The following is a 26026-nucleotide window of genomic DNA, read 5'->3' as shown; positions in this document are numbered from 1 at the left end:
TCGTCTCCTACAGTTCGGTCCAGTCGAGGATGATCTTGCCCGTGCCCGCGGATGCGGCGGACGCGAAGCCCTTCTCCCACTCACGAGCCGGGAGGACCTCGGCGATGATGCGGGTGATCGAGTCGCGCAGGACTGGGCTGGTCTGCAGCATCGCACCCATCGCGTTCCACGTCTCGAACATCTCGCGGCCGTAGATGCCCTTCACGGTGAGCATGTGCGTGACGATCTTGCCCCAGTCCACGCTGAACGGGCCGGTCGGCAGGCCGAGCATCGCGATCCGCCCGCCGTGGTTCATGTTGTCGATCATCGCGGGCAGCGCGCTCGGCGCCCCGCTCATCTCGAAGCCGATGTCGAAGCCTTCGCGCATGCGGAGTGCGCGCTGGGCGTCCGCGATGTCCTCACGGGAGACGTCGACGACGGCGTCGGCCCCCATCTCGCGGGCGAGCTCCAGCCGAGGAGCGCTCACATCGGTCGCGGTGATGAAGCGCGCGCCCACGTGGCGGGCGATCGCGATCGCCATCAGCCCGATCGGCCCGCAGCCCGTGACCAGCACGTCCTCGCCGACGAGCGGGAACGCGAGTGCGGTGTGCACGGCGTTGCCGAGCGGGTCGAAGATCGCGCCGAGCTCGGGAGTCACGTCGGAGTGGTGCACCCAGACGTTCGTGGCGGGCAGGGTGAGGTACTCCGCGTAGGCGCCGTCGCGTTGCACGCCGAGCCCGATCGTGCGGATGCACATCTGCCGACGGCCGGCACGGCAGTTGCGGCACATGCCGCACACGATGTGCCCCTCGCCGGACACCCGATCACCGACGGAGATGTCGTGGACGAGCGGGCCGACCTCGACGACCTCGCCGTAGAACTCGTGGCCGGGAATGAGCGGCGCCTTCACCGCGGAGGCGGCCCAGTCGTCCCAGCGCTGGATGTGCAGGTCGGTGCCGCAGATGCCGGTGCGCAGCACTCGGATGACCACCTCGTCGGGACCGGCCACGGGGTCCGGCCGGTCGACGAGCGCGAGGCCCGCGTGCGGGCCGTCCTTGTAGAGAGCCTTCATGCTTCGATCCCACCGCGAACGACTGTGAAGAACAAGCCTGACTGTCTGGACTGATCATTAAGCATCGCTACATGCTTGAATAGACATATGCAGCTGCAGCAGCTCCAGATCCTGCGCGAGCTCGGTGCGCTCGGCAGTGTGACCGCGGTCGCCGACGCTCTGCGGGTGACGCCGTCCGCCGTCTCCCAGCAGCTGGCCGCACTGCAGCGCGGCGTGCGAGCACCTCTGACCCGCAAGCAGGGCCGCACCCTCGTTCTGACGCCGGCCGGCGAGGCTCTCGCCGAAGCCGGCGCCGCAGCGCTCGACGCCATGGCCGCGGCGCGCTCGGCGGTCGACGAGTTCGAGGCCGCGGAAGGCGGCATCGTCACGATCAGCGGCTTCCTCAGTGCGGCACAGGCGCTGTTCGGACCCCTCCTGCGCGACCTCGGATCCGGCCCCGGGGTCCCTGCGATCCGGTTCACCGACGAGGACGTCGCGCAGAGCGACTTCCCTGCGCTCACCGCACGCTACGACCTGGTGCTGGCACACCGAATGGAGCACAGTCCGCCATGGCCGAAGACCGGGATCCGCGTGCTCACGCTCGCGACGGAGCCTCTGGATGTGGCGCTCTCCCCCGATCACCCGCTCGCGCAGCGAGCCTCGCTGCGCCCGGCCGACGTCGTCGGCGAGCGCTGGGTGACCAGTCGAGCGGGCTACTCCCCCGACGACGTGCTGCGCACGATCTCCGCCATCACGAATCGCCCGGCGGAGATCGTGCACCGCATCAACGACTACGGCGTCGCCGCCTCCGTCATCGCGACGGGCGATGTGATCGGTGTACTCCCGCGCTACACGACCCAGGGGACGGACGCCGTGGTGCGCCGCCCCCTGCAGTATGTGAGCACCAACCGGATGATCGACGTGCTCGCGCGGCCGGAGAACCTGCGCCGTCGTTCGGTGCGGCTTGTCGCGGACGCGCTCAGCCGCGTGATGGCGGAACTCGCGGGCTGAGCGCCGTACTGGAACGTCGGCGCACGGAGCCGGCGCGGCCGGGGTGTCCCTCATGGTCACCCCGGCCGCACCGGGAATCATCCGAGTCCGCAGGACCAGGTCACTGCGACCAGGTCATTGCGAGCAGGTGACCTCGGTGCGGTAGATCTGCATGTCGCCACCCGCTGCGTGCGGAGTCACGCACGTCGTGTGGGCGATGTACATGACCTGCTGGTACAGCGGCTGCAGCACCTGGTCCGCGAGGACCGCGTCCTCCGCCTTCTGCCACAGCGCATCTGCCTGCTTCTCGTCGCCGGAGGCGAGCGCTTGCTTGACCTGCTCGGCTGCCCCGGGGTTGTCGTACTTCAGCCGGTAGTTGGCGTCCACGAAGATCGACGCGATCCACTCCGAGGCCCGCGGGAAGGACGAGCCCCAGAGCTGGATGCTCGGGCCGTCCAGCCCGTACTTGTTGATCGTGTCGGAGAGCGTGGCCGCGGGCACGGGCTTGGGTTCGACGTCGAGGCCGATCTCCTTCGCGGAGTTGGAGATCGCCAGGGCCGTCGCCGCATCGGTCGTGCTGCTGGAGGCGTAGTTCAGCGGGATGGAGCCGGTGAACCCGGCCTTGGCCAGCAGCGCCTTCGCCGCGTCGGGGTCGTACGTGCAGTACTCCCCGCAAGCGCCCTCACGATAGGCCGAGACCGAGTTCGGCATGAGCGAAGTGGCCGGCAGGGTCGCGCCCTTGAAGAGGTCCTTCGAGATGCTCTCCCGGTTCACGATCATCGAGAACGCCTGCCGCACCTCGACCGGATACGTCGCATCCAGGTACGTCGGCCACGCGATGTAGGTCTGCAGCGTGTTGCGGTCGATCGCCGTCAGCCCCTCTTTGCCGAGGGCATTGCGGCCCTGCGCGATCAGGCCGGGCGGCAGACTGCGCAGCACATCCGCATTGCCTGCGACCACGTCCTGATATGCCGTGTTCGTGTCGGTGTAGACGCGGAAGGTGAGCGTGTCGGCCGCGCCCTTCGGCACCCATCCCTTGTACCCCGGGTCCTTCCTCAGCACTGCCTCGACCTGAGGGTCGAGCGACTTCAGCGTGTACACGCCGTTGCCGATCGGCTTCTTGTCGTAGGCGACCGGATCCTTGAACGCGCTCTCGGGCATCGGGCAGAACGAGAGCATCGAGAGGAGATAGGGCACGTCGTTGTTCGGCGACTTCATCGTCAGCGTGAACGTATCGTCGTCCACGAGCTTGAGCCCGGACAGCTCGGTGACCGTCGGCTCGCCCTCGGCGGGGTTCAGTTCGTCATACCCCTGGATCTGCTCGTATGCGAAGTTGGACGGCATCGCGTTGGCGCCGTTCGCCACGAAGTCGAAGGTGTCGACGTAGGTCTTCGCGTCGATCTTCGTGCCATCCGAGAAGGTGTGCCCCTTCGCGACTTTCACGGTCCAGGTGGTCTGGTCCTTGCTCTCGACGGATGCCGCGCCGCGCATGAAGATCGACCCGTCGTCCTCGATGCCGGTGAGCGGCTCGCAGATCGCCATGGCGATCTGGCTCCCGGCGTTCTGCGCGCCGGTGACGCGCTGGATCTCGCCGTTGTTCACCGCCACCAGCGAGGTCTTGCCGTCTGCGCCGCCGGAGGGCTGGCCGAGACACCCGGTCAGCATCGTCGCGCAGGCCGCGGCGGCGACGATGCCCACCGCGATGCGCGTCGTCAGTCTGGTCATGGTTCTTTCCTTTCGGAGGGGGTGGAGATGGTGTAGACGGCGCCCACACGGGAGCGGCTCACCTCGGCCGCGAGATGACAGGCGGCGCGATGCCGCGCGGGCTCGCCGGGAACCGGGGCGAGCGCGGGGACCTCTGTCGCGCACCGCTCGATGGCGGTGTAGCAGCGGGTGTGGAACGGGCAGCCGGGCGGCGGATTGATCGGAGACGGCGGGTCGCCCTCGAGCACGACCCGGTCGAGCCGCTCATCGGGTGCGAGCTTGCGCGGGATCGCGGAGAGCAACGCCCTCGTGTACGGATGCGCGGTGCGGTCGTATACGTCGTCGCCATCGCCGGATTCCACGACCTTGCCGAGGTACATCGTCACGATCCGGTCCGACATGTGCTGCACGACGTCGAGGTCGTGCGCGATGAACACCATCGACAGTCCCAGCTCGCACTTCAGCCGGTTCAGCAGGTTGAGCACTTGCGCGCGCACGGAGATGTCCAGGGCCGAGACCGGCTCGTCGCAGACCAGGAGCCGAGGCTCCACGGCGAGCGCGCGCGCGATGCCGACCCGCTGCAGCTGACCGCCCGAGAACTCGTGCGGATAGCGCTGCGCATGGTCCGGATTCAGTCCCACCTGCGCCAGCAGCTCTCGTACCCGCCCGTCGATGCGCGACGCGGGAAGCAGCCGGTGCGTCTCGATGCCCTCTGCGATCGACTGTCCGATCGAGCGTCGCGGATCGAGCGAGGCATGCGGATCCTGGAAGACCATCTGCACCTCGCGATGCAGGATCCGCGCCCGTTCGGACGGACGCATCGCGACGACGTCGGTGCCGTTCCAGCGCACAGCCCCTTCGCTCGGCGCCTCCAGCCCGCAGATGATCCGGGCCAGGGTGGACTTGCCGCAGCCGGACTCGCCGACCAGGCCGACCGTCTCCCCCTGTTCCACCCGGAAGTCGACACCGTCCACCGCGCGGACCGGCGAGTGCCCTGCCGCGGCGAACATCGTCTTCTTCTGCCGGTAGTGCCGGCGGACGCCCTCAAGCTCCAACAGGGACATCGGAGAGCACCTCCTCGAGATGGTGGCACGCGGCGGCGCGACCCGATGCGAAGGCCACGAGCGGCGGATCGATCGACGCGCACTCCCCGGTCGCGTAGGCGCAACGCGGGTTGAAGCTGCACCCCGGCGGACGGCGGGCGATGTCGGGCGGAAGGCCGGGGATCGTCGGCAGATCCTGACCACGGTGCGCCGCACCCGGGATGGAACCGAGCAGGCCCCGGGTGTACGGGTGGGCCGGCCGATCGAAGACCTCGTCGATCGGTCCGTACTCGGCCACCCGCCCCGCGTACATCACGAGCGCGCGGTCGGCGAGCTGACCCGCCACCCCCAGATCGTGGGTGATCATCATCAGTGCCATGTGCCGCTCCGCGGTGACCTCGGCGAGAAGCTCGAGGATCTGGGCCTGCACGGTGGCGTCCAGGGCGGTGGTCGGCTCATCGGCGATGAGGACGTCCGGATCGAGCGCAAGAGCCATCGCGATCATGATGCGCTGGCGCATGCCACCGGAGAACTGGAACGGGTAGTGATCCGCACGGTTCGCGGCGTCGGGGATGCGCACGGCCCGCATCATCTCGATCGCGCGCTCCTTCGCCTCACGGCGTCCGAGCCCGCGATGCACCCGGTACAGCTCGGCGATCTGCGTCGACACGGTCTGCACCGGGTTGAGCGCGCTCAGCGCGTCCTGGAACACCATCGCGACGCGCGCGCCCTGCACCGCGCGCAGACGGGCGGCGGACAGGGAGAGCAGGTCCGTGCCGTCGAAGAGGATCCGACCCCCGGTCACCAGTGCGGCGGGCTTCGGCAGGATCCCCATCACCGCCTTGGCCGTGATGCTCTTGCCGGAGCCGGACTCACCCAGAACCGCGAGCGTCTCACCGCGGTCGAGTGTGAAGCTCACGTCTTGCAGCGCCGTGATCGGTGCGGTGCCGCGGGATCCGCGGAATTCCAGAGAGAGGCTCTGCACCTCGAGCAGCGCGGTCATCGGCGGCCCTTCGGGTCGAGGGCATCGCGCAGGTTCTCGCCGAGAACGACGAAGGCCAGTGTGGTGAGCCCCAGCATGGTCGCGGGGAACAGCATCAGGAGCGGGGCGATCTGCCAGTTGCCGTCCTGGCTGGCGGTCGCGATCTGCAGTCCCCACGAGAACGCGGGCAGCTTGAGGCCGACGCCGAGGATGGAGAAGCCCGCCTCGGCGGTCATGCCCGCGCCGATCGAGAGCGTGCTCATCACGATGAGCGGGGTCACCGCGTTCGGCACGACGTGGGCGCGCAGGATCCGCCACGGACCGACACCCAGACCCCGCGCCGCCTGGATGTATTCGAGGCTCTTGACCTGCAGCACCGAGCCGCGCATGTACCGCATCGTCCCTGCCCAGCTGAACAGCACGAGCACGAAGACGATCGTCCAGACCGTGCGGGAGCGGAACTGATACAGGATGACGAGGCTCGCGATCCCGACGGGGATGCCCAGGATGACGTTCGAGATCCAGGACAGCACGGAGTCGACCACGCCGCCGAAGTAGCCGGCGAGCGCGCCTGCCACGAGTGCGATCGTGAAGCTGATCACGGCGGTAAGCACCCCGACCTCCAAGGACGTGCGCGCGCCGTAGACGATGTTCGTCCAGTAGTCGCAGCCCTGGATGTCGAAGCCCATGATGTGGCCCGGCTGCGGACCCACCCGCGACATCGCGAGGCTGCAGGAGCGCGGATCCAGGGGCGTGAACAGCGCGGGGAAGAGCGCCATCGAGGTCACCACGAGGATGATCGCGACCGCGACGAGGAAGAACGGCTTGCGCCAGAGCGCGTGCAGGCCGCTGCGCGGGCGGGCGCGACGCATGCGCGCGGTGAGCAGCGCCATCGTGGATTCGCGCGCTGCGGGATCAGACATGACGCACCCTCGGGTCGATGATCGGATACAGCAGGTCGACGACGAGCGCGCAGACCAGGTAGAAGAGCAGCAGGAACACCGAGACCCCGACCACCACCGGCCCGTTCTGCGTCTCGATGGCACGGGACAGTGTGCCGCCGAGGCCGGGCAGGTTGAAGATGGTCTCGATGAGCACGGATCCGCCGAGCAGGCTCGCCAGGCTCAGCCCGAGATAGGTGACGACGGGCATGAACGCGTTGCGCAGGGCGTGCACCCACATGATCCGCCGTGGCGGGAGTCCCTTCGCGGTCGCGGTCACGATGAAGTCAGACCGCAGCACGTCGACGAGGCTCGTGCGCGTCAGCCGCGCGAGCGGCGAAGCGGTCTCCAGCGCCAGCACGACCGCCGGCAGGATGAAGGCGATCGGGAACCCGAGCCGCACCCCGGATATCGGCAGCCAATGCAGCTTTATGCCGAAGACGTACTGCGAGAAGTAGGCGATGATGAAGCCGGGCACGGCCAGGAAGAAGATCGTGAAGAAGAGGTTGAACTTGTCCGGCAGCCTGCCCTGGCGCAGCCCCGCCCAGACACCCAGGCACACCCCGATGGCGATCTTCAGCAGGAACGCGGACAGTGCCAGCACGAGAGTGTAGGGCAGTGCCGTCGCGATGAGAGTGGAGACCGCGTTGCCGTTGAAGTCACGGCCGAAGTCGCCGTGCAGCACATTCATCAGGTACTTGCCGTACTGCACGAGGAACGGATCGTCCAGGTTGTACTGGGCGCGGATCGAGGCGATCGTCGAGGGCGACAGTCGCTTCTCCCCCGCGAGCGCCAGTACCGGATCCCCTGGGACGAGGAAGACGAGGAAGTACACCAGGAAGGTCGAGCCGATGAGGGTGGGGATCATCAGCAGGATCCGCCGCAGGCTGTACCGGAGCATCAGTGCCTCGCGGACTCGCGTGCCGGCTGGTGGGCCGTGAAGTAGGCGATCATCTCGTCGGGCACAGCGGGGATCTGCTGCGGCTGGGACCCGGATCGGATGGAGAGGGCGCCGGCGACCCCGGCGGCGACGGCGTCGCGGGCCGCGAGCGGGTTCGTGTCGGTCGGGGTGCCGGAGCGCACGAACTCGACGAACTCGGCCACGGTGAGCGGATCCGCTCCCCCGTGCCCGCCGTCGCCGCCGTCCTGGATCGGATAGCGGACATGCCCCTTCTCGAGGTAGTCGCTGCGCGCGTTCCACACCCGGATCTCACCGCCGGTGCCGTCGTCGAAGTTCTCGATCCGCCCCTCGGTGCCGATCACCGTGTAGTTGCGCCAGTAGTCCGGGGTGAAATGGCACTGCTGATAGCTCATCAGCACCCCCGAGTCGGTGCGCATCATGATCATCGAGATGTCCTCGACATCGATCACCGGGTTGAGATCCTGCTGGGCGAGCGGCGGCCAGTTCGCCATCGAGAACCAGTCGCCCATCCGCCGGTCCGAGTTGTCCCGACGCGAATCCACCTGCCCGTAGACGGCGAGGTCCCCGACGCCGACCACCGTGCGCGACGATGTGCCGGCCAGCCAGTGCATGACGTCGATGTCGTGGGCGCCCTTCTGCAGAAGCAGGCTCATCGCCTTGTCGCGCTCGGCATGCCAGTCCTTGAAGTAGTAGTCGCCGCCGTGGCCGACGAAGTGACGGCACCAGATCGCCTTGACCTCGCCGATCTCGCCACGGTCGATGACGTCCTTCATCATCCGGACCACCTGCATGTGCCGCATGTTGTGGCCCACATAGAGCTTCGATCCCGTGCGATACGCGGTCTCCAGGATCCGGTCCGCGTCCTCGATAGAGATCGCGAGCGGCTTCTCCACGTAGACCGGCACGCCGCCCTCGAGCAGTTCGATCGACACCTCGGCGTGCGTGAAATCGGGCGAGGTGATGAACGCGCCGTCGATCGCGATCCCCGAGGCGAGCATGTCGGCGACCGAGGCGAACACCGGGATGTCGCCGAACAGCCTGGCCGCCCTCGCGTGCGTCTGCGGAGCAGGATCCACCGCCGCGACCACCGTGCCGCCCGCTGCCTCGACGTGGAGGGCCACGCCCGCACGCGCACCAACGCCGATCACCGCCGCCCGGAAGGCGGTGGTCTGCCCTGTCGCGTCCTGCTGCACCATGTCGTCCCTCTCGTTGCTGGTCGTGATGGCCGGGGCGGTCACGCCCTCGAAGCCGTAGATACGTGCGGCGTGTCGCTGGAACGCGAGCCCGAGGGCGCCGATCGCCGCGGCGTCGACGCCGAGTTCACCTCCGCGGATGAGACGCGTGCCGGTGTCGATCCCCATGACGGCGGTGCGCACGTTCTCCTCGAGCGGAGCCGCGATGAGGTCCGCGAACTCGGCGAGTTCCCCGCCGAGCACGATCACCTCGGGGTCGACGGTCAGGATCAGCGCCGCCATCGCCGGCGACATCGCCGCGCTCAGGCTGCGCAGAGCCTCGAGCCCGCGGGTGTCGGCCGGGTCATCGCGCAGGCGGCGCAGCTCAGCGCCGACGACGGGAACGGCCTCGAGCAGAGTCCCCTTCGGGATCTCCACATCGCTGAACGCGCGGAGCATGCCGACCTCTCCGGCGCGCCCGCGGCGGCCGCGCACGACGTGTCCGGCGGCCGTGACCCGGGCGGAGACGTGGTGCCAGGTGAGCGCGTAGACGCCCGTGTCGGCGTCGCGGAGCGCGCCGGAGCGGGACTCCGCCTCTGCCGCGAGGGAGAGGTCGTTGTCCACGACGACCGGGATCCCGAACGCCTCGGTGAGCAGCGTCCCGAGGTGGGCCCCGTGCCACGACGCGACCTGAGGCGAGGAGATCACGATGCCGTCTTCGTCGAGAAGGCCGGCAGCGGCCACGCCGATCGCAGCGACGTCCGAGAGCCGGCGGCCGGCGCGCTCCAGGGTCTGGACGAGAAGGGCGCGCAATGGGGCGAGACCGGGCTGAGCGGTCGTCGGCGGTGCGAGCTCCGAGCTCTGCACGCCGAGGACCCGGCCAGACCGGTCGGCGACCAGCATCCGCACCCCGCTGCGGGTCAGATCGACACCGACGACGACCTGAGCTCCGAGGATCAGGGAATACGAGCGGGCCGGGCGCCCCGCGGACGCGCGGGCCTCATGCTCCACCACGAGCCCTGCGTCCTTGAGCTCGGCGAGCGCCGCGGTGACCGTCGGCCGAGACAGGCCGGTGGACTCCGCGAGGTCCGAGATGGTGGCGCCGTCGTGCTCACGCAGCGCGGTCAGGCACTGGGCGACGAGGCGTGGATCAGTCGTGGACATCATCGGCCTTTCGGAACCAACTTGATAAGCATTATGAAAGTGCTTTCGTCATTGATATCCGACGAGTTCGTGTCGTGTCAAGGCAATCCACCCTGACTCGCGATCGACTCCTAGGCTCGGAGCATGACGGTCGAGACCAACCCGCTGCTCACCCCCTCCGCCCTCCCCTACGCGCTGCCCGACTACGAACGGATCCGTGCGGAGCACTATCTCCCCGCGTTCCGGCGCGGTTTCGAGGAGCAGCTCGCCGAGGTCCGCCGGATCACGATGGTGCGGTCGATGCCGAGCTTCGAGAACACGATGGTCGCGCTGGAGCGCAGCGGAGAGCTGCTGGACCGGACCTCGCACGCGTTCTACACCGTGAGCTCCGCCGATGCGACGGCCGAGATCCAGGCGATCGATGAAGAGCTCGCCCCGCTGATGGCGGCTCACCAGGATGCGATCCTGCTCGACTCCGCGCTGTACTGGCGCATCACGCAGCTGCACGACCAGCTCGACACCCTCTCTCTGGATCCGGAGCAGCACCGCCTCGTCGAGCGCTGGCATCGCGAGATGACCTTGGCCGGTGCGGCGCTCGACGACGATGCGAAAGCCCGGCTCACCGAGCTGAACCAGCGGATCTCCGCGCTCAGCACCGCATTCGAGCGAAACCTGCTCGCCGATACGAACGAGCTGGCCGTGCTCTTCGACGACGCCGCCGAGCTCGACGGACTGAGCGCGGGAGAGCTGTCAGCCGCTGCCCGAGCCGCCACCGAGCGCGGGCTCGAGGGCAAGCATCTGCTCACCCTCCCGCTCTTCACCGGCCACCCGACCCTGGGCGCGCTCACGAACCGCGAGAGCCGCCGTCGCATCATGGAAGCGTCGCGCTCCCGCGGGGCGCGCGGCGGCGAGCACGACAACCGCGGCGTCCTCGCCGAGATCGTGCGTCTCCGCGCCGAACGCGCGGACCTGCTCGGCTATCCCTCCCACGCGGCCGCCGTGACCGCTGACGAGACCGCGGGTACTCCTGAGGCCGTAGAGCGCATGCTGCGCGACCTCGCCGCACCGGCCGCACGCAACGCGACGGCGGAGCGAGCGGCCCTGCAACGCCTCATCGACGACACCGAGTCCGAGCCGTTCCCCCTGGAGGCGCACGACTGGGCCTTCTACACCGAGAAGCTGCGCACCGCGCAGTACGAGATCGACACCGCGGCGCTGCGCCCATGGTTCGAGTCGGAGAGCGTTCTGCGCGACGGCGTGTTCGCCGCCGCCGGCCGGCTGTACGGGCTCTCGTTCACCGAGCGCCCTGAGCTGCCCGTCTACCACCCGGGCGCGCGCACGTTCGAGGTGTTCCAGGAGGACGGGTCGGCGCTCGGGCTCTTCGTGCTGGATCTGTACACGCGCGACAGCAAGCGCGGCGGCGCGTGGATGAATCCGATCGTCAGCCAATCCGCGCTGCGCGGCACGTTGCCCGTCGTCGCGAACAACCTCAACGTGGCGAAGCCCGCCGACGGGGAGCCGACGCTGCTCACGCTGGACGAGGTCAACACCCTGTTCCACGAGTTCGGCCACGCACTGCACGGGCTCTTCTCCGACGTCACGTACCCGCACTTCTCCGGCACCAACGTGTTCCGCGACTTCGTCGAATTCCCCAGTCAGGTCAACGAGATGTGGATGCTCTGGCCGGAGATCGTCGGCGAATACGCACGGCATCACGAGACCGGCGAGCCGCTCCCGGTCGGTCTCGTCGAGCGCCTGCAGGCCACGGAGGCCTTCAACCAGGGCTTCGAGACCAGCGAATACCTCGCCGCGGCCTGGCTCGACCAGGCGCTGCACGCGCTGGCTGTGGGCGACTCGATCGATGACGTCGCAGCGTTCGAGGCCGCGGCTCTCGCAGACATCGGGCTGCACGATCCGGCCGTGCCCACCAGATACTCCTCGGCGTACTTCGCACACGTGTTCTCCGGCGGCTACAGCGCCGGCTACTACTCGTACATCTGGAGCGAAGTGCTCGATGCCGACACCGTGGAGTGGTTCCGCGACAATGGAGGGCTGACCAGGGAGAACGGGGAGCGCTTCCGACGGCGCCTGTTGGGTGTCGGCGGGTCGAAGGATCCGCTCGAGGCCTACCGCGACTTCCGCGGCCGCGATGCGGAGATCGCGCCGCTGCTCAAGCGCCGCGGGCTGGATCGCTGACGGCAGCGCTGTCGGCGGAACGCTCCGGCGCTCTGCCGACAGCGCGGCTCAGGCGCTCTTGCGCTTGCGTGCCAGCACCAGCGTGGGCGGCGCGCCTTCGTCGACCGCGGCGCGGGTCACGACGACCTTCTGCACGTCCTCCTCGGACGGGATCTCGAACATGATCGGTCCGAGCACGTCCTCCAGGATCGCCCGGAGCCCGCGCGCGCCGGTCTTGCGCAGCACGGCGAGGTCAGCGATCGACTGCAGAGCATCGTCCTCGAACTCCAGCTCCACCCCGTCGAGCTGGAACATGCGCTGGTACTGCTTGACCAGTGCGTTGCGCGGCCCGGTGAGGATGTCAATGAGGGCAGCCTGGTCGAGCGGCGAGACCGAGGCGACGACCGGCAGCCGGCCGATGAACTCGGGGATGAGACCGAACTTGTGCAGATCCTCCGGGAGCACCTCGCTGAACAGATCGAGATCCTTGCCCTTGTCATGCAGCGGGGCGCCGAATCCGACGCCATGCTTGCCGACGCGGGAGGAGACGATGTCCTCGAGGCCCGCGAAGGCCCCGGCGACGATGAACAACACGTTCGTGGTGTCGATCTGCAGGAACTCCTGGTGCGGGTGCTTGCGACCGCCCTGCGGCGGCACCGACGCGACCGTGCCCTCGAGGATCTTCAGCAGCGCCTGCTGCACGCCCTCACCCGAGACGTCGCGAGTGATCGACGGGTTCTCGGCCTTGCGCGCGATCTTGTCGATCTCGTCGATGTAGATGATGCCCTGCTCAGCGCGCTTGACGTCGTAGTCCGCGGCCTGGATCAGTTTGAGCAGGATGTTCTCCACATCCTCGCCGACGTAGCCCGCCTCGGTGAGCGCGGTGGCGTCGGCGACCGCGAACGGCACGTTCAGTCGCTTCGCGAGGGTCTGCGCGAGGTAGGTCTTGCCGCAGCCGGTCGGGCCGATCATCAAGATGTTGCTCTTGGCGATCTCGATGTCTTCGGCCTTCTGCTCCGCCGGCTGCAGTGTGCCACGGGCTCGAACCCGCTTGTAGTGGTTGTAGACCGCCACCGCGAGCGCCTTCTTGGCCGGCTCCTGACCTACCACGTACTCCTCGAGGAAGGAGAAGATCTCTCGAGGCTTGGGCAGATCGAACTCGGCGACCTCGCCGTTCGCGGATTCGGCCATGCGCTCTTCGATGATCTCGTTGCAGAGCTCGACGCACTCGTCGCAGATGTACACGCCGGGACCGGCGATGAGCTGCTGAACCTGCTTCTGACTCTTGCCGCAGAACGAGCACTTGAACAGGTCGGCGCTCTCACCGATGCGTGCCATGTGCGTCCTCCTTCGAGACGTGGTCCACGATCGCAGCGAATGCGATCACGGGGCGTTGATGCCGCTGTTCGAGCCTAACTGCTGCATCCGACATCCGGCCGCATCGCCACGGATCCCCCGGCGCCGCATCGCTCCGCCCACCGCGAACGCCTCGTGCGGTGCGTCAGCTGATGAACGGGAATCCACCCCAGCCGTTGCCGATCTGCTGATACGAGCCGATCGTGCCCGAGCCCGTCCCTCTGTAGAGCCACAACGATTGATCAGTTCCGCTACGGCCGATGATGTCGGCGTTGCCGTCCCCGTCGTAGTCGCCTGCGCCCGTGATCGTCGAGAAGACGTTCCATCCCGAGCCGATCCTCTGACCCGCTGTGAATCCGCTCCCTGTGCCGTAGTAGGCCCACAGGGCGCCAGTCCAGTCACGCGCGATCAGGTCGCCACGCCCGTTGTTGTCGAAGTCCCCCGTGACGAGTGCCGTCATGATCGACCAGCCGGAACCGATCTGGACGCGCCCGCCGAACCGCCCATCCCCCAACCCGGGGTAGGCGTACAGCACACCGGCGGGCCCGCGGGTCACGAGATCGGCGCGGCCGTCACCCGTGAAGTCCACTCCCCCCGCCAGCAGGCTGTAGTCCGACGTCCATCCCGATCCGACCAGGGCGCCGCTGTAGTGGCTCGATGCGTCGCCTGCGTAGTAGAACAGGTTCCCGTTGGTGCGTGTCTGGAGCAGGTCCCCCGCCCCGTCGCCGTTGAAATCACCGTGAACGATCGCAGAGGTCGTCTCCCAGCCGTTGCCGAGGGTGTTCCCCATCAACCACGTCGTTCCGACCGGTCCGTAGCTCAGATACTCGACGAGATAGCCGTCGTTGCGCACACCGAGCAGATCCGACTTCATGTCACCGTTGAGGTCGAAGGGGCCGTTGGGCGGCAGTGATCCAACGCTCCCGCGGTACTCGAAATGATTGTGATCGCAGGAGTCGTCGAACTGCGTCCACTGCGCGGGGACGGCGAGGCGGCTGCGGCACTGATACTGCCCGAGTCCGGCGGGTGCCGGGAGCGCGGTGAACATGGAGTTGATCAGCGCGAGATCCTGCTGCGTCCCGCCGGTCGATGCGACGCCGTTGACGCGTGAGATGTCCACGGCGTGGCCGCCGCCGTTGCGCCAGTGGTATCCGCTCGTCCCGATCGCACTGAGCTCGCCGGTGCAGAACCTGTTCAGAGAGGCAACATACAGCGAGAACTTCCTGTCGACGATCGTCGTCTTGAGCGCCTGCAGGATCACCGGGTCGATGATGCAGTCGCGGACTTGGCCGCCGATGACGTGGGACTGCAGGGTGCCGCTGGCATACCCCTGGATCTGCGCCATGGGTTCGGGGTTCCCGCTGAGCAAGCCACTGTTGACCAGCTGCTGCGCGAGCGTCTGCGACGCGGGCGGGGGCGCGGTCGCCGAGGCGGTGCTCGTCGGCAGCAGTGACGCGGTCGCGACAAGCGCCGCGCCGAGAACCGCCAGGGTCAGCCGCCGCCATGATCTCCGCTGCACGAGTCGCTCCACCCGTTCAATATATTGGGAACGGCTTGCGCTGGGTGCCGCTGGAGTTTGGCCGTCATCGATGTGCGTCGGAATCAGGCATGGTGGCGGCGCGCACTGGACACCCCCCGACCGGTGACGATGAGGCAGGGTCTTGCTGCGTCGCCGCCACCGTCGTGGCGAGCGTCGGCGGCGCGCCGTCAGACCATGCTCTTCGGGTGCCAGACCGTCTTCACCTCGGTGAAGGCCGCGATCCGCTGCGGGGAGGCGACCACCTCACCCGGAGCGAGCACGCGCTTGAGCGTGTCGGCGGCGGTGATCTGCAGGTCGACCCAGTCGATTGCGCCGGCGCCGGCGAGATCGAGGGCGTTGACGTCGGCATGCGACGCGAGCCACGGCGCGAGTTCGGCCGGGGATCCGGTGAGCACGTTCACCACGCCGCCGGGAAGGTCGCTCGTCGCCAGCACCTCGGCGAGGCTGATCGCCGAGAGCGGGTACCGCTCGCTCGCCACGACGACCACGGCGTTGCCTGCGACGAGCGCCGGCGCGACGACGGAGACGAGACCCAGCAGCGCGTTCTCCTGCGGCGCGACGATCGCGACGACGCCGGTCGGCTCCGGGGCGGAGATGTTGAAGTAGGCGCCCGCGACCGGGTTCAGGTTGCCGGCGACCTGGGCGTACTTGTCGCACCAGCCCGCGTACCAGACCCAGAGGTCGATGGCCTCGTCGACCTGTGCTCCTGCGGAGGCTGCCGACACGCCCTGCTGTGCCACGATCTCGTCGACGAACTGCGCCTTGCGCCCCTCGAGCACCTCGGCCACGCGGTACAGCACCTGTCCCCGGTTGTACGCGGTGGCCTTCGCCCAGCCCGCCTGCGCGGTGCGCGCGGCCTTCACCGCGTCACGCGCATCCTTGCGCGAAGCCTGGGCGGCATTCGCCAGGAACGCGCCCTTCGAAGTGGTGACCTCATAGGTGCGTCCCGATTCGCTGCGCGGGAACGCGCCGCCGATCGCGAGCTTGTAGGTCTTGGGCACCGTCAGTCGCGCGCTCATGCCGCGGATCCCTTCTTCTGCGCCTTGGCCTCGATCTGGCGGGCGACCCCTGCCGGACGCAGGTACGCGGTCAGGCCCTGCTTGCCGCCCTCGCGGCCGTAGCCGGACTCCTTGTAACCGCCGAACGGGCTGGACGGGTCGAATCGGTTGAACGTGTTCGCCCACACCACGCCGGCGCGGAGGCGGTCGGCGACGGCGAGGATCCGGGATCCCTTGTCGCTCCAGATCCCTGCGGAGAGACCGTAAGGAGTGTTGTTCGCCTTCGCGATCGCCTCGGCCGGTGTGCGGAAGGTGAGCACCGACAGCACGGGGCCGAACACCTCCTCGCGGGCGATGCGATGCGACGCCTCGACGCCGGTGAAGATCGTCGGAGCGAACCAGAAGCCCTTCTCGGGGATCACGCAGTCGGCGGTCCAGCGCTCGGCGCCCTCGTCCTCGCCGACCTGGCTGAGCTCCCTGATGCGGGCGAGCTGCTCGGCCGAGTTGATGGCGCCGATGTCGGTGTTCTTGTCGAGCGGGTCGCCGAGACGCAGCGTCGACAGGCGGGACTTCAGCCGGTCGATGACCTCGTCGTGGATCGATTCCTGCACGAGCAGGCGGCTGCCGGCGCAGCACACGTGGCCCTGGTTGAAGAAGATGCCGTTGACGATCCCCTCGACCGCCTGGTCGATCGGGGCGTCGTCGAACACGATGTTCGCCGCCTTGCCGCCGAGCTCGAGGGTGAGCGCCTTGCCCGTGCCCGCCACCGTGCGGGCGATCTCGCGACCCACCGCGGTCGACCCCGTGAAGGCGACCTTGTCGACGTCGGGGTGGCGCACCAGCGCGGCGCCAGTGGCGCCGGCACCCGTGATGATGTTCACCACACCGGCCGGAAGGTCGGCCTGCTGCAGGATCTCGGCGAAGATCAGCGCCGTGAGCGACGTCGTCTCAGCGGGCTTCAGCACAACCGTGTTGCCGGCAGCCAGGGCCGGGGCGACCTTCCAGGCGAGCATGAGCAGCGGGAAGTTCCACGGGATGACCTGCCCCGCGACACCGTGCGCCGCCGGGTCAGGTCCTGCGCCGGCGTAGTCCAGCTTGTCCGCCCAGCCCGCGTAGTAGAAGAACCACGAAGCGACGAGCGGCACGTCGACGTCGCGGGACTCCTTGATCGGCTTGCCGTTGTCGAGGCTCTCGGCGACAGCGAGCTCGCGGGCGCGCTCCTGCACGAGCCGCGCGATGCGGAACAGGTACTTGCCCCGGTCGCGGCCGCTCATCTTCGACCACACCTTGGTGTAGGCGCGACGTGCAGCGGCGACAGCGAGGTCCACGTCCTCATCCGACGCGTGCGCGATCGTCGCGATGCGCGACTCGTCGGCGGGCGAGATCGTGCCGAACGAGGCGCCGCGCCCCTCGACGAACTCGCCGTCGATGAAGAGCCCGTATTCGTCCTTCAGGTTGAGGATGCTCCGCGACTCGGGCGCGGGTGCGTATTCCAAGAATCCCATGAACAGTCCTTCGTCAGTCGATCGTGACGTAGTCGGGGCCGGAGTAGTGGCCGGTGGTCAGCTTCTGCCGCTGCAGCAGCACGTCGTTGAGCAGGCTCGACGCGCCGAAGCGGAACAGGTGCGGCTGCAGCCACTCCTCACCCACGGTCTCGGCGACGTGCACGAGATACTTCACCGCGTCCTTCGAGGAGCGGATCCCGCCGGCGGGCTTGACGCCGATCTTCTCACCGGTGAGCCCGTGCCAGTCGCGCACGGCTTCGAGCATGAGCAGCGTGACGGGCAGCGTAGCCGCCGGGGCGACCTTGCCGGTCGAGGTCTTGATGAAATCGCCGCCGGCCAGCATGCCCAGCCACGACGCGCGCCTGATGTTGTCGTAGGTGTTCAGCTCGCCGGTCTCGAGGATGATCTTCAGCGAAGCGGAGGTGCCGTCCTCCCGGCGGCACGCGTCCTTGACAGCCACGATCTGGTCGAACACCTGGCCGTAGCGGCCGGCGAGGAAAGCGCCTCGGTCGATGACCATGTCGATCTCGTCGGCGCCGGCCTCGACCGCGTCACGGGTGTCGGCAAGCTTCACCCCGAGCGATGCGCGGCCGCTCGGGAACGCGGTCGCGACGGCCGCGACCGAGATGCCGCCGTCGTCGGGGTCGCCGTGGCGGGGGCCGAGCGCCTCGACCGCGTACGGCACCATGTCGCCGTAGACGCACACCGCCGCGACCGACGGGCAGGTCGGATCCGAGGCATCGGGCAGCTTGGCTTTGGAGACCAGCGAGCGCACCTTGCCCGGGGTGTCCGCGCCCTCCAGAGTCGTGAGGTCGATGAGCCGCACGATCGTGTCGAGAGCCCACGCCTTCGACGTCGTCTTGATGGAGCGCGTCCCGAGCGCGGCGGAGCGCTGCTCCAGGCCCACTGCATCCACTCCGGGCAGGCCGTGCAGGAATCGGCGCAGCGTGAGGTCGTCGGGGTCGCCGCCGAGCACCTCCAGCGCGGTGCGCCGTGCGAGTTCGGTCGTCGTCACTGGTCCTCCAAGAGGGTCCGGGCGGTCGCCTCGTCGGTGACCACCATCGTGCACAGGTTCGCGGTCACGACCGTGCGGGCGATGTCGTGCTTCGCCTCTCCGGCCGTGACGAAGACAGAGGTGCGCGCCTCACGCAGCCGCTCCAGGCTGAGCCCGACCGTGCGGGCATCGAGCTCAGGATCGACGATGTTGCCGTCCGCATCGATGTAGCGGCCCAGCACGTCGCCGACCGCGCCGCGCCGGCCCAGTTCGTCGATGTCCCGGACGCTCAGATAGCCGTTGTCGACGTGGGCGGATCCGGCGTCGCAGACGCCCGCGGTGAAGAGGTAGGCGTCGGCCTGGGCGGCCTGCTCGAGCACGCCGGCGACGGTGCGATCGCGCTCGATGGCCTGCTTGGTCTCCAGCCGCTCCAGGATCGCGGGGCTGGGCAGCAGTGCGACATGCCCCGAGGCGCGCTGCGCGATCGTGGCCGCGAGCGAGGCGGCGCCTCCCGGGCGGCGGTTCACGCTCACACCGCCGTTCATCTGCACCACGGTCACGCCACGGGCCCACCCCTCGGCCATGCGGTCGGCGATCGCAGTCAGCGTCCGCCCCCAGCTCACGGCGAGCGTCTTCGGCACGGGCCGGAGCGCCGCGAGGTGATCTGCGGCGCCCTGCGCGACGCGTGCGAGCGTCTCGGCGTCGCTCGGGCCGTTCGGGACCACGACGGCGTCGGCAAGCCCGAAGCGCTCGCGCAACTCTCGCTCGATGCCGAGCTTGCGAGCGCGCGGATGCACGATCTCGATCCGCACGATGCCGTCGATCCGTGCCTGCTGAAGGAGCCGCCCGACCTTCCAGCGCGAGATGCCCAGCAGGCCACCGATCTCGTCCTGCGTCTTGTCCTCGTCGTAATACAGCTCCGCCACACGAACGGCGAGCAGCTCGTCGTCGTCGATGGCAGATCGGGGCATGCTCCGAGGGTACCCTCCGCCACGCGCACGCGCACGTCATTGCTCATATGAGCACGGTGCGTCACTCACTCGCGCAACGGGCGGAGACGTGAAAGGGCGGCCCGGAATCGGTTCCGGACCGCCCTTTCACGGGATGTCAGCAGGTCAGCTCAGCGCCTGGCGCTTGCGGCTCGTGAGCACCTGGTCGACGATGCCGTACTCCTTGGCCTGCTCGGCGGAGAGGATGTTGTCGCGATCGATGTCGCGGTTCACCTTCTCGACCGGCTGACCGGTGTGCTTGGCCATGGTCTCCTCGAGCCACGTGCGCATGCGCAGGATCTCCGCGGCCTGGATCTCGATGTCCGACGCCTGTCCCTGACCGGCCTCGCCCATGGCGGGCTGGTGCATCAGCACGCGGGCGTTCGGCAGCGCGAGACGCTTGCCCGGCGCGCCTGCGGCGAGCAGGACCGAGGCGGCCGAAGCGGCCTGACCGAGCACGACGGTCTGGATCTGCGGCGCGACGTACTGCATCGTGTCGTAGATCGCGGTCATCGCCGTGAAGGATCCGCCGGGCGAGTTGATGTACATCGTGATGTCGCGCTCGGAGTCCTGGCTCTCCAGGACCAGCAGCTGCGCCATCACGTCATCGGCGGATGCGTCGTCGACCTGCACGCCGAGGAAGATCACGCGATCCTCGAACAGCTTGTTGTACGGGTCCTGGCGCTTGAAGCCGTAGGCGGTGCGCTCCTCGAACTGAGGGAGGACGTAGCGGCTCGAGGGCAGAGTGCCGGCGGACCGGAACGTGGGTGTGTACATGAGTGTCCTCTCCAGCCTTACTTGTCCGCGCCCGTGCCGCCGCCGCCGTGCACGTCACTGGCGTGCTCGCGCATGTGGTCGACGAATCCGTATTCGAGAGCCTCGGAGGCGGTGAACCAGCGGTCGCGGTCGCCATCCTCGTTGATCTGCTCCACCGTCTTGCCGGTCTGCGACGCGGTGATCTCGGCGAGGCGCTGCTTCATCGACAGGATGAGCTGCGCCTGCGTCTGGATGTCGCTGGACGTGCCGCCGAAGCCGCCGTGCGGCTGGTGCAGCAGCACCCGCGCGTTCGGCGTGATGTAGCGCTTGCCCTTGGTGCCGCTGGTGAGCAGCAGTTGCCCCATCGAGGCCGCCATGCCGATGCCGACCGTGACGATGTCGTTCGGCACGAACTGCATCGTGTCGTAGATCGCCATGCCGGCGGTGATGGAGCCGCCGGGCGAGTTGATGTAGAGGTAGATGTCCTTCTCGGGGTCCTCTGCGGCGAGAAGGAGGATCTTGGCGCAGATCTCGTTGGCGTTCTCGTCCCGCACCTCGGATCCCAGCCAGATGATGCGATCCTTGAGCAGCCTGTCAAAGACGCTCGTCGCGACCAGGGGTTCAGCCATTTCAGCTCCTGTTTCCGTGTTCGGTGTTTCGAATCTACCGGCGACAACGCACGCGCCCGGCCGTGTTCGCCGTCGGCATATCAGGCGTCGTCGCCTGCGATCTCGTGGGCATAGGCGGTCATCGACCGGTGGTAGCGAGGCATGTGCGGCACGAGCGCCAGGATCGCGACCCCGAGCCCCCGTTCCGGCTGTCCGGCGCTGGCGAGAGCGAGCGCATGCATGGCGGCGATCGCGTCGCGGTAGATCGAGTCCGGGTGCGCCGCGTGCTCGGACTCGATGAGCTCGAGGGCGCCCTGCACGTCGCCGAGGTTGCGCAGCGAGCTGGCGAGCTGGATCGTCGCCTGGGCGCGTCGATCGTCGTCGAGACCGAGCTCGAGGGCACGCCGGTACAGCGGCACGGCTTCGTCAGGCAGCCCCGCGGAATCGCGTGCTCCGGCGCGCTCGAACGCGGCCTCGGCGTCGTCCGGCCCGCGCTCGGCGGCGATCGCGTCGATCCTCGCGATCACCTCTTCCTCGACGAGGCCGCCTGCGGCGGCGTCCCAGACAGCGTCGATCCGCTCCTGCCAGTCCTTCATCTCTGTCCTCGCGTCTTCTCGGGATGCGAAGAGGGCGGGTGCGTGGTGCACCCGCCCTCTTCCGGATCATGGATCCGATGATTACTCGGCGTCAGCGGCCTTCTCGGCGGCCTTCTTGGCCGGAGCCTTGCGGGCGGCCGGCTTCTTCGCGGCGGGCTTCTCCTCGGCGGCGGGAGCCTCATCGGCGTCCGCGGCCTTGGCGGGAGCCTTCTTCGCGGGTGCCTTCTTGGCCGGTGCCTTCTTGGCCGGCTTCTCCTCGACCGGAGCCTCGGCGGCGTCCTCGGTGGCCACGAAACCGGTCAGATCCACGGCCTTGCCGTTGGAGTCGACCACGGTGACCTTGCCGAGCGCGACTGCGAGGGCCTTGTTGCGGGCGACCTCGCCGACCAGCACGGGCAGCTGGTTCTGGGACTGCAGCGCCTCGACGAACTCCTGCGGAGCCATGCCGTACTGCGCGGCGGACTGGATCAGGTACTGGCTGAGCTCGTCCTGCGAGACCTGCACATTGGCGCTCTCGGCGATGGAGTCGAGCAACACCTGGGTGCGGAACTGCTTGGTGCTCGCCTCGGTGACCTCGGCGCGGTGCTCGTCGTCCTCCAGACGGCCTTCGCCCTCGAGGTGGTTGTGCACCTCGTCCTCGATGAGCTGCGGCGGGACGGGGATGTCGATCTGCTCGAGCAGCGTCTCGACGAGCTTGTCGCGTGCGGCGGAGGCCTGCGTGAACACGCCCTGCTGCTCGACCGACTCGCGCAGGCTGTCGCGCAGCTCGGCGATCGTGTCGAACTCGCTCGCGATCTGCGCGAAGTCGTCGTCAGCCTCGGGCAGCTCACGCTCCTTGACGGCCTTGACCGTGACGGAGACCTCGGCCTCCTCGCCGGCGTGGTCGCCGCCGACGAGCTTCGAGCGGAACGTGGTGTCCTCACCGGCGGTGAGGGAGTCGATCGCGTCGTCGATGCCCTCGAGCAGCTCGCCGGAACCGACCTCGTAGGAGACGCCCTCCGCGCGGTCGATCTCGGCGCCGTCGATCGCGGCGACGAGGTCGAGCTCGACGAAGTCGCCGGCCTTCGCGGGACGGTCGACCGGCACCAGGGTGCCGAAGCGGGCGCGCAGGCGGTCGAGCTCTGCATCCAGGGCGGCGTCATCGGCCTCGACGGCGTCGACGGTCACGGTGATGCCGTCGAGCGAGGGGACCTCGATCTCGGGACGGACATCGACCTCGACCTCGACCTTGAGGTCGCCGGAGAAGTCCTTCTCGTTCGGCCACTCGATGACCTCGGCCGAGGGGCGGCCGACGATACGGAGGTTGTGCTCGAGCGACGCCTCGCGGAAGAAGGTGTCCAGGCCCTCGTTGACGGCGTGCTCGATGACCGCGCCACGACCGACGCGCTGGTCGATGATCGGCGCGGGCACCTTGCCCTTGCGGAAGCCGGGGATCTGCACGTCCTGAGCAATGTGCTCGTACGCGTGCGCGATGCTGGGCTTGAGGTCCTCGGGGGTGACCGTGATGTGCAGCTTGACCCGGGTCGGGGCAAGCTTCTCGACGGTGCTGTTCGCCATGCTGGTGTGTCTCCTTGTGAATGTCCCGCGCGGAGATCCACGCGAGTGCGACGTGTGTGAACGTCGGGGCGACAGGATTTGAACCTGCGACCTCCCGCTCCCAAAGCGGGCGCTCTACCAAGCTGAGCTACGCCCCGGTTAGGACCCGCGCGCGCGGGAACGGCCTCCACGAGTCTAACGGACCAGAGCACCCCCGCCGGTCAGGTATGCTCGTGGGAGTCCGCGGTGTTGTTGCGCGGGCCGGTTCCCTCGCTCGTCGAGGGATCCGGGGCTGTAGCTTAGTGGTAAAGCCTCTGTCTTCCAAACAGATGATGCGAGTTCGATTCTCGTCAGCCCCTCCACTTCTCCCTACTCCTGCAAGGGATCTCAGGCGGATCCCGATCCGACGATCGCCGGGATGCGCTCGATCCGTGACGGCAGGCTCATCTTCTCCCGTTCGCGGCGTAGAGTTCGCTGCGTCGAAGGGAGCGGGCATGGAGATCACCCCCGCGCGCATCACGGCACTCCAGCCGGACCAGGTGTTCGTCTTCGGCTCGAACGCCGAGGGCCTTCATGGCGGCGGCGCCGCCCTGATCGCGTACGAGCGGTTCGGCGCGGCGTGGGGTGAAGGGCACGGTCATCACGGCCAGACCTATGCCATCGACACCATGAGCGGGCTCGAGGTCCTCGCCGCAGAAGCACAGGGGTTCGTCGCATACGCGACCGCTCACCCTGCCCTGCGTTTCCTGCTCACCCCGGTCGGATGCGGGATCGCGGGCTACAGGCCCGATCAAGTCGCGCCGTCGTTCGCCGGCCTGCCTGACAACGTGTCGGTGCCGGCGAGCTTCGTCGCCTTCCTCTGAGGTCGCGGCGCCGAGCAGCCTCGACCGCATGCGTCCGAGCGGGCCCGGCTTGGCCGATCTGCATGAGAGGATGTCCGCACCTGCGACGACATCGAGCCGCCGCACGCCGCATCGCCTGGCCCCTCGGCCCCGAACGACAGGACCGTGATGGAAGAGCCCCGCCCTCCGCGCGGCGACGACGCCCCGTCGCACGTCGATGATGCTCCATCCCTGATCGGCGCGGTCCCGCCGTACCTCGACGGCGCCTCGCCGCTGGGCACGAGCGCCTCCGACCCCGAGACGGGCACAGACGACACCGACGCGACGCAGACCGCTCCCACCGACCCCGACGCCCGTCGTCGCCGGCGGCGCCGCGTCCTGGCCTGGGTGCTGCCTCCCGCGGTCGCCGTGCTGATGCTGGGCGCGTTGGCCGCCCTCGAGCTCACGGCATGGCAGAGCTTCGACCACGAGAGCACCTCGCTGAGCAAGGCACTCGACGATCAGGACGAGGTCACGCGCCAGGTCCAGTCCGCCCTCTCAGGTTCGCGCAGCGTGACCGACGCGGCGACCGCCGTCCTCGCCGTTGCGGACGGCGGGCTGCTCACCGCCGAGGACCGCACAATGCTCACCGACGTCACCCATCAGTCCACCGAGCAGTCCAGGGCCGCCTCAGCGCTGATCCCCGGCAGTCGCCCTCGTGCGGGCACACGGAAGTTCTGGTTCTGGGAGGTCAACACCGACACCGCACGACTCGAGAGGCTCGATGCGAGCGCCCGCGACCGGGCGAAGAAGCTCAGCGCCGCCGAGGGGCCGCTGCGGACCGCCACCGAAGCAACCCGCACCACGGCGTCGACCGCGCTCACGGCGGCGGCGGGTCGCGCTGCAGCCGCGGAGGCCGCGAACGTGCCCGCCGACAACGACGCCGTGCTCGACCTCCGCTACGCCGTCGACCAGGTCAGGCAGCGCGCGTCGCCGTTCCAGCCCCGGGTGTCCGCGGACTACACAGCCCTCGCTCAAGCCGTGCAGAAGCTGCAGGAGTCGCACGCCGCCACGCTCGCCAGCGAATCCGGGCCGCTCGAGCAGTCCCGCCTCGACCTGGAGGCGTTCGCCCGGTCTCTCGCCCCGGGCCTCCTCTTGGACTTCGAATGGGCCGACCTCATCAACGGCCTGGGGGAATCCAACGGTTACCTCTCCGGGGAGACCGCCTGGTGGTACGACAGAGGCGGATACGCGACCATCCGGCTGTCGAACTCGATCGCCCAGGAATGGCCGAGCGACGCCGCCCACGCGATCGTCGCCCACGAGGTCGGGCACGCCATCACGATCCGCTGCCGCACGATGTACGACACGACGAACGATCAGACGGCGGAGGCCTGGGCCACCGCGTGGGCGATCAGCATGGGCTTCACGTCCGACGCCAACGGCACTTCCGCCTACGGCACTCCCCCCGATTCACTGATCCAGACCGCAGCCGGCTGCCGATGAACCCGGCGCGCCTCGTCGTCCGCACCGTCCGAAGTCGCCCGGACACGACGAGAGCCCCTGCCGAAGCAGGGGCTCTCGGCTGCGACGGTGCGCGACGAAGTCAGGACTGACCGCGCCGCTCGCGCAGCTGTGCGAGGGCGTCGCCGAGAAGCTGCTCGGCCTCCTCGTCGGTGCGGCGTTCCTTCACGTACGCGAGGTGCGTCTTGTAGGGCTCCGCCTTCGCGATCTCCGGCGGGTTCTCCTTGTCCCGCCCGGCGGGAAGTCCGGAGTGCGGGTGATCGATGATGTCCGGGATCTCCTCCTCGGGCAGGCCCGCCGCGAAGTACCGCACGGTCTCGTTGCCGAGCCCGTCCCAGTACGAGATCGCGATGCGGTCGGCGTGATAGCCGTGGTCCTGCTCCCCCATGGGGCCCGATCCGACCCTCGTCCCGCGGATCGCGTTGCCGCCGGTCGCCATCAGATGGCCTCGAACTTCGTGATGAGGCCGAGTCCGACGACCGCCACGAACCAGACCAGGGCGAGAACGACCGTGAAGCGGTTGAGGTTCCGCTCGGCGAGACCGCTGGATCCGACCGCTGACGACATGCCGCCGCCGAACATGTCGGAGAGGCCTCCGCCGCGCCCCTTGTGGAGCAGGATCAGAAGGGTCAGCAGGACGCTGGTGATGCCCAGCAGTACCTGCAGGATGAACTGGAGAATATCCACGGATCGGCCTTTCG

General features: G+C 68.6%; 23 protein-coding genes and 2 tRNA genes. 5 read left to right on the top strand and 20 right to left on the bottom strand.

Features of this window, described 5'->3' with window-relative positions; all coding sequences use genetic code 11:
• Positions 1-7: 7 nt before the first annotated feature.
• Positions 8-1051: an L-threonine 3-dehydrogenase gene (tdh, locus tag AC1DCT_RS00910; RefSeq protein ID WP_477427004.1), complete on the bottom strand. Its 1044-nt coding sequence runs from the start codon at positions 1049-1051 to the stop codon at positions 8-10.
• Between the two features lie 87 nt (positions 1052-1138).
• Between tdh and AC1DCT_RS00905 the strand changes: the two genes are divergently transcribed.
• Positions 1139-2041: a LysR family transcriptional regulator gene (locus AC1DCT_RS00905; protein ID WP_477427003.1), complete on the top strand. Its 903-nt coding sequence runs from the start codon at positions 1139-1141 to the stop codon at positions 2039-2041.
• A gap of 114 nt (positions 2042-2155) precedes the next feature.
• Here the strand turns inward: AC1DCT_RS00905 and AC1DCT_RS00900 are convergent, their stop codons facing one another.
• The 6 genes from AC1DCT_RS00900 to AC1DCT_RS00875 are packed head-to-tail and all read right to left on the bottom strand — an operon-like array spanning position 2156 to position 9948.
• Entirely contained in the window at positions 2156-3745 is a 1590-nt protein-coding gene (locus AC1DCT_RS00900; protein WP_477427001.1) for an ABC transporter substrate-binding protein, read from the bottom strand.
• Positions 3742-4788, bottom strand: a complete 1047-nt coding sequence (locus tag AC1DCT_RS00895; protein WP_477426999.1) for an ABC transporter ATP-binding protein — start codon at positions 4786-4788, stop codon at positions 3742-3744. The genes AC1DCT_RS00900 and AC1DCT_RS00895 overlap by 4 nt, the downstream gene beginning before the upstream one ends.
• The gene (locus tag AC1DCT_RS00890) at positions 4769-5770 is read right to left on the bottom strand and encodes an ABC transporter ATP-binding protein (protein WP_477229240.1); all 1002 of its coding nucleotides are present in this window, start codon (positions 5768-5770) and stop codon (positions 4769-4771) included. The genes AC1DCT_RS00895 and AC1DCT_RS00890 overlap by 20 nt, the downstream gene beginning before the upstream one ends.
• Positions 5767-6672, bottom strand: coding sequence for an ABC transporter permease (locus tag AC1DCT_RS00885; RefSeq protein ID WP_441975712.1), 906 nt, complete (start codon positions 6670-6672; stop codon positions 5767-5769). Before AC1DCT_RS00885 ends, AC1DCT_RS00890 begins: the two co-directional genes overlap by 4 nt.
• A complete protein-coding gene (locus AC1DCT_RS00880; protein WP_440731510.1) occupies positions 6665-7591 on the bottom strand; it encodes an ABC transporter permease in 927 nt (308 codons plus the stop codon). Before AC1DCT_RS00880 ends, AC1DCT_RS00885 begins: the two co-directional genes overlap by 8 nt.
• Complete coding sequence (locus AC1DCT_RS00875) at positions 7591-9948, bottom strand: ROK family protein (protein WP_477426997.1); 2358 nt, start codon at positions 9946-9948, stop codon at positions 7591-7593. Before AC1DCT_RS00875 ends, AC1DCT_RS00880 begins: the two co-directional genes overlap by 1 nt.
• A gap of 123 nt (positions 9949-10071) precedes the next feature.
• On the opposite strand from AC1DCT_RS00875, the gene AC1DCT_RS00870 reads away from it, so the two are divergent.
• Complete coding sequence (locus tag AC1DCT_RS00870) at positions 10072-12123, top strand: M3 family metallopeptidase (protein ID WP_477426995.1); 2052 nt, start codon at positions 10072-10074, stop codon at positions 12121-12123.
• 48 nt (positions 12124-12171) lie between these two features.
• Here the strand turns inward: AC1DCT_RS00870 and clpX are convergent, their stop codons facing one another.
• From clpX to AC1DCT_RS00815, 11 genes are all read right to left on the bottom strand, one after another.
• Positions 12172-13440, bottom strand: a complete 1269-nt coding sequence (clpX, locus tag AC1DCT_RS00865) for an ATP-dependent Clp protease ATP-binding subunit ClpX (protein ID WP_440731507.1) — start codon at positions 13438-13440, stop codon at positions 12172-12174.
• Positions 13441-13603: 163 nt separating this feature from the next.
• Positions 13604-14989 carry an FG-GAP repeat domain-containing protein gene (locus AC1DCT_RS00860; RefSeq protein ID WP_477426993.1) on the bottom strand — a complete coding sequence of 462 codons (1386 nt, stop codon included), beginning with the start codon at positions 14987-14989 and terminating at the stop codon, positions 13604-13606.
• A gap of 176 nt (positions 14990-15165) precedes the next feature.
• Positions 15166-16017 carry an aldehyde dehydrogenase family protein gene (locus tag AC1DCT_RS00855; protein WP_441975706.1) on the bottom strand — a complete coding sequence of 284 codons (852 nt, stop codon included), beginning with the start codon at positions 16015-16017 and terminating at the stop codon, positions 15166-15168.
• Positions 16014-17501: an aldehyde dehydrogenase family protein gene (locus tag AC1DCT_RS00850; RefSeq protein ID WP_440731502.1), complete on the bottom strand. Its 1488-nt coding sequence runs from the start codon at positions 17499-17501 to the stop codon at positions 16014-16016. The genes AC1DCT_RS00855 and AC1DCT_RS00850 overlap by 4 nt, the downstream gene beginning before the upstream one ends.
• Positions 17502-17514: 13 nt before the next feature.
• Positions 17515-18483 (bottom strand): deoxyribose-phosphate aldolase, encoded by a 969-nt coding sequence (deoC, locus tag AC1DCT_RS00845; protein ID WP_477427736.1) that lies wholly within the window; start codon positions 18481-18483, stop codon positions 17515-17517.
• A gap of 29 nt (positions 18484-18512) precedes the next feature.
• Entirely contained in the window at positions 18513-19466 is a 954-nt protein-coding gene (locus AC1DCT_RS00840; RefSeq protein WP_440731501.1) for a sugar-binding transcriptional regulator, read from the bottom strand.
• A 144-nt stretch (positions 19467-19610) separates the two neighbouring features.
• Positions 19611-20261 carry an ATP-dependent Clp protease proteolytic subunit gene (locus tag AC1DCT_RS00835; protein WP_440731500.1) on the bottom strand — a complete coding sequence of 217 codons (651 nt, stop codon included), beginning with the start codon at positions 20259-20261 and terminating at the stop codon, positions 19611-19613.
• 17 nt (positions 20262-20278) lie between these two features.
• Positions 20279-20869 (bottom strand): ATP-dependent Clp protease proteolytic subunit, encoded by a 591-nt coding sequence (locus tag AC1DCT_RS00830; RefSeq protein ID WP_440731499.1) that lies wholly within the window; start codon positions 20867-20869, stop codon positions 20279-20281.
• 80 nt (positions 20870-20949) lie between these two features.
• The gene (locus tag AC1DCT_RS00825) at positions 20950-21444 is read right to left on the bottom strand and encodes a tetratricopeptide repeat protein (protein WP_477426990.1); all 495 of its coding nucleotides are present in this window, start codon (positions 21442-21444) and stop codon (positions 20950-20952) included.
• A gap of 81 nt (positions 21445-21525) precedes the next feature.
• Positions 21526-23001, bottom strand: coding sequence for a trigger factor (gene tig / locus AC1DCT_RS00820; protein ID WP_477426988.1), 1476 nt, complete (start codon positions 22999-23001; stop codon positions 21526-21528).
• Between the two features lie 63 nt (positions 23002-23064).
• Positions 23065-23138, bottom strand: a tRNA-Pro gene (locus AC1DCT_RS00815).
• A gap of 130 nt (positions 23139-23268) precedes the next feature.
• On the opposite strand from AC1DCT_RS00815, the gene AC1DCT_RS00810 reads away from it, so the two are divergent.
• The 3 genes from AC1DCT_RS00810 (at position 23269) to AC1DCT_RS00800 (ending at position 25307) form a co-directional block, all read left to right on the top strand.
• Positions 23269-23342: transfer RNA gene (locus AC1DCT_RS00810), tRNA-Gly, on the top strand.
• A gap of 132 nt (positions 23343-23474) precedes the next feature.
• Positions 23475-23843 (top strand): A1S_2505 family phage non-structural protein, encoded by a 369-nt coding sequence (locus tag AC1DCT_RS00805; protein ID WP_440731496.1) that lies wholly within the window; start codon positions 23475-23477, stop codon positions 23841-23843.
• A 147-nt stretch (positions 23844-23990) separates the two neighbouring features.
• Complete coding sequence (locus AC1DCT_RS00800; protein WP_477426986.1) at positions 23991-25307, top strand: hypothetical protein; 1317 nt, start codon at positions 23991-23993, stop codon at positions 25305-25307.
• A gap of 100 nt (positions 25308-25407) precedes the next feature.
• On the opposite strand, the gene AC1DCT_RS00795 is transcribed toward AC1DCT_RS00800, so the two are convergent.
• Together AC1DCT_RS00795 and secG are read right to left on the bottom strand one after the other, a co-directional pair.
• The gene (locus AC1DCT_RS00795; RefSeq protein WP_045272527.1) at positions 25408-25764 is read right to left on the bottom strand and encodes an RNA polymerase-binding protein RbpA; all 357 of its coding nucleotides are present in this window, start codon (positions 25762-25764) and stop codon (positions 25408-25410) included.
• Positions 25764-26012, bottom strand: a complete 249-nt coding sequence (gene secG, locus AC1DCT_RS00790) for a preprotein translocase subunit SecG (protein ID WP_251441808.1) — start codon at positions 26010-26012, stop codon at positions 25764-25766. The genes AC1DCT_RS00795 and secG overlap by 1 nt, the downstream gene beginning before the upstream one ends.
• Positions 26013-26026: the final 14 nt, after the last annotated feature.

The organism is Microbacterium sp. 10L49, assembly GCF_056395125.1.
Note: the sequence above shows the minus strand (reverse complement) of the source record. Positions and strands in the feature narration are given on the sequence as shown.

What these genes read in the sequence shown, in the direction of transcription:
- AC1DCT_RS00840 (WP_440731501.1), bottom strand. Translation starts at nt 19,466, where the DNA reads ATGCCCCGATCTGCCATCGACGACGACGAGCTGCTCGCCGTTCGTGTG.
- AC1DCT_RS00830 (WP_440731499.1), bottom strand. Translation starts at nt 20,869, where the DNA reads ATGGCTGAACCCCTGGTCGCGACGAGCGTCTTTGACAGGCTGCTCAAG.
- AC1DCT_RS00800 (WP_477426986.1), top strand. Translation starts at nt 23,991, where the DNA reads ATGGAAGAGCCCCGCCCTCCGCGCGGCGACGACGCCCCGTCGCACGTC.
- AC1DCT_RS00885 (WP_441975712.1), bottom strand. Translation starts at nt 6,672, where the DNA reads ATGTCTGATCCCGCAGCGCGCGAATCCACGATGGCGCTGCTCACCGCG.
- AC1DCT_RS00855 (WP_441975706.1), bottom strand. Translation starts at nt 16,017, where the DNA reads ATGAGCGCGCGACTGACGGTGCCCAAGACCTACAAGCTCGCGATCGGC.
- AC1DCT_RS00900 (WP_477427001.1), bottom strand. Translation starts at nt 3,745, where the DNA reads ATGACCAGACTGACGACGCGCATCGCGGTGGGCATCGTCGCCGCCGCG.
- AC1DCT_RS00880 (WP_440731510.1), bottom strand. Translation starts at nt 7,591, where the DNA reads ATGCTCCGGTACAGCCTGCGGCGGATCCTGCTGATGATCCCCACCCTC.
- AC1DCT_RS00835 (WP_440731500.1), bottom strand. Translation starts at nt 20,261, where the DNA reads ATGTACACACCCACGTTCCGGTCCGCCGGCACTCTGCCCTCGAGCCGC.
- AC1DCT_RS00890 (WP_477229240.1), bottom strand. Translation starts at nt 5,770, where the DNA reads ATGACCGCGCTGCTCGAGGTGCAGAGCCTCTCTCTGGAATTCCGCGGA.
- tig (WP_477426988.1), bottom strand. Translation starts at nt 23,001, where the DNA reads ATGGCGAACAGCACCGTCGAGAAGCTTGCCCCGACCCGGGTCAAGCTG.
- AC1DCT_RS00905 (WP_477427003.1), top strand. Translation starts at nt 1,139, where the DNA reads ATGCAGCTGCAGCAGCTCCAGATCCTGCGCGAGCTCGGTGCGCTCGGC.
- AC1DCT_RS00850 (WP_440731502.1), bottom strand. Translation starts at nt 17,501, where the DNA reads ATGGGATTCTTGGAATACGCACCCGCGCCCGAGTCGCGGAGCATCCTC.
- clpX (WP_440731507.1), bottom strand. Translation starts at nt 13,440, where the DNA reads ATGGCACGCATCGGTGAGAGCGCCGACCTGTTCAAGTGCTCGTTCTGC.
- tdh (WP_477427004.1), bottom strand. Translation starts at nt 1,051, where the DNA reads ATGAAGGCTCTCTACAAGGACGGCCCGCACGCGGGCCTCGCGCTCGTC.
- AC1DCT_RS00795 (WP_045272527.1), bottom strand. Translation starts at nt 25,764, where the DNA reads ATGGCGACCGGCGGCAACGCGATCCGCGGGACGAGGGTCGGATCGGGC.
- AC1DCT_RS00870 (WP_477426995.1), top strand. Translation starts at nt 10,072, where the DNA reads ATGACGGTCGAGACCAACCCGCTGCTCACCCCCTCCGCCCTCCCCTAC.
- AC1DCT_RS00895 (WP_477426999.1), bottom strand. Translation starts at nt 4,788, where the DNA reads ATGTCCCTGTTGGAGCTTGAGGGCGTCCGCCGGCACTACCGGCAGAAG.
- AC1DCT_RS00805 (WP_440731496.1), top strand. Translation starts at nt 23,475, where the DNA reads ATGGAGATCACCCCCGCGCGCATCACGGCACTCCAGCCGGACCAGGTG.
- AC1DCT_RS00825 (WP_477426990.1), bottom strand. Translation starts at nt 21,444, where the DNA reads ATGAAGGACTGGCAGGAGCGGATCGACGCTGTCTGGGACGCCGCCGCA.
- AC1DCT_RS00875 (WP_477426997.1), bottom strand. Translation starts at nt 9,948, where the DNA reads ATGTCCACGACTGATCCACGCCTCGTCGCCCAGTGCCTGACCGCGCTG.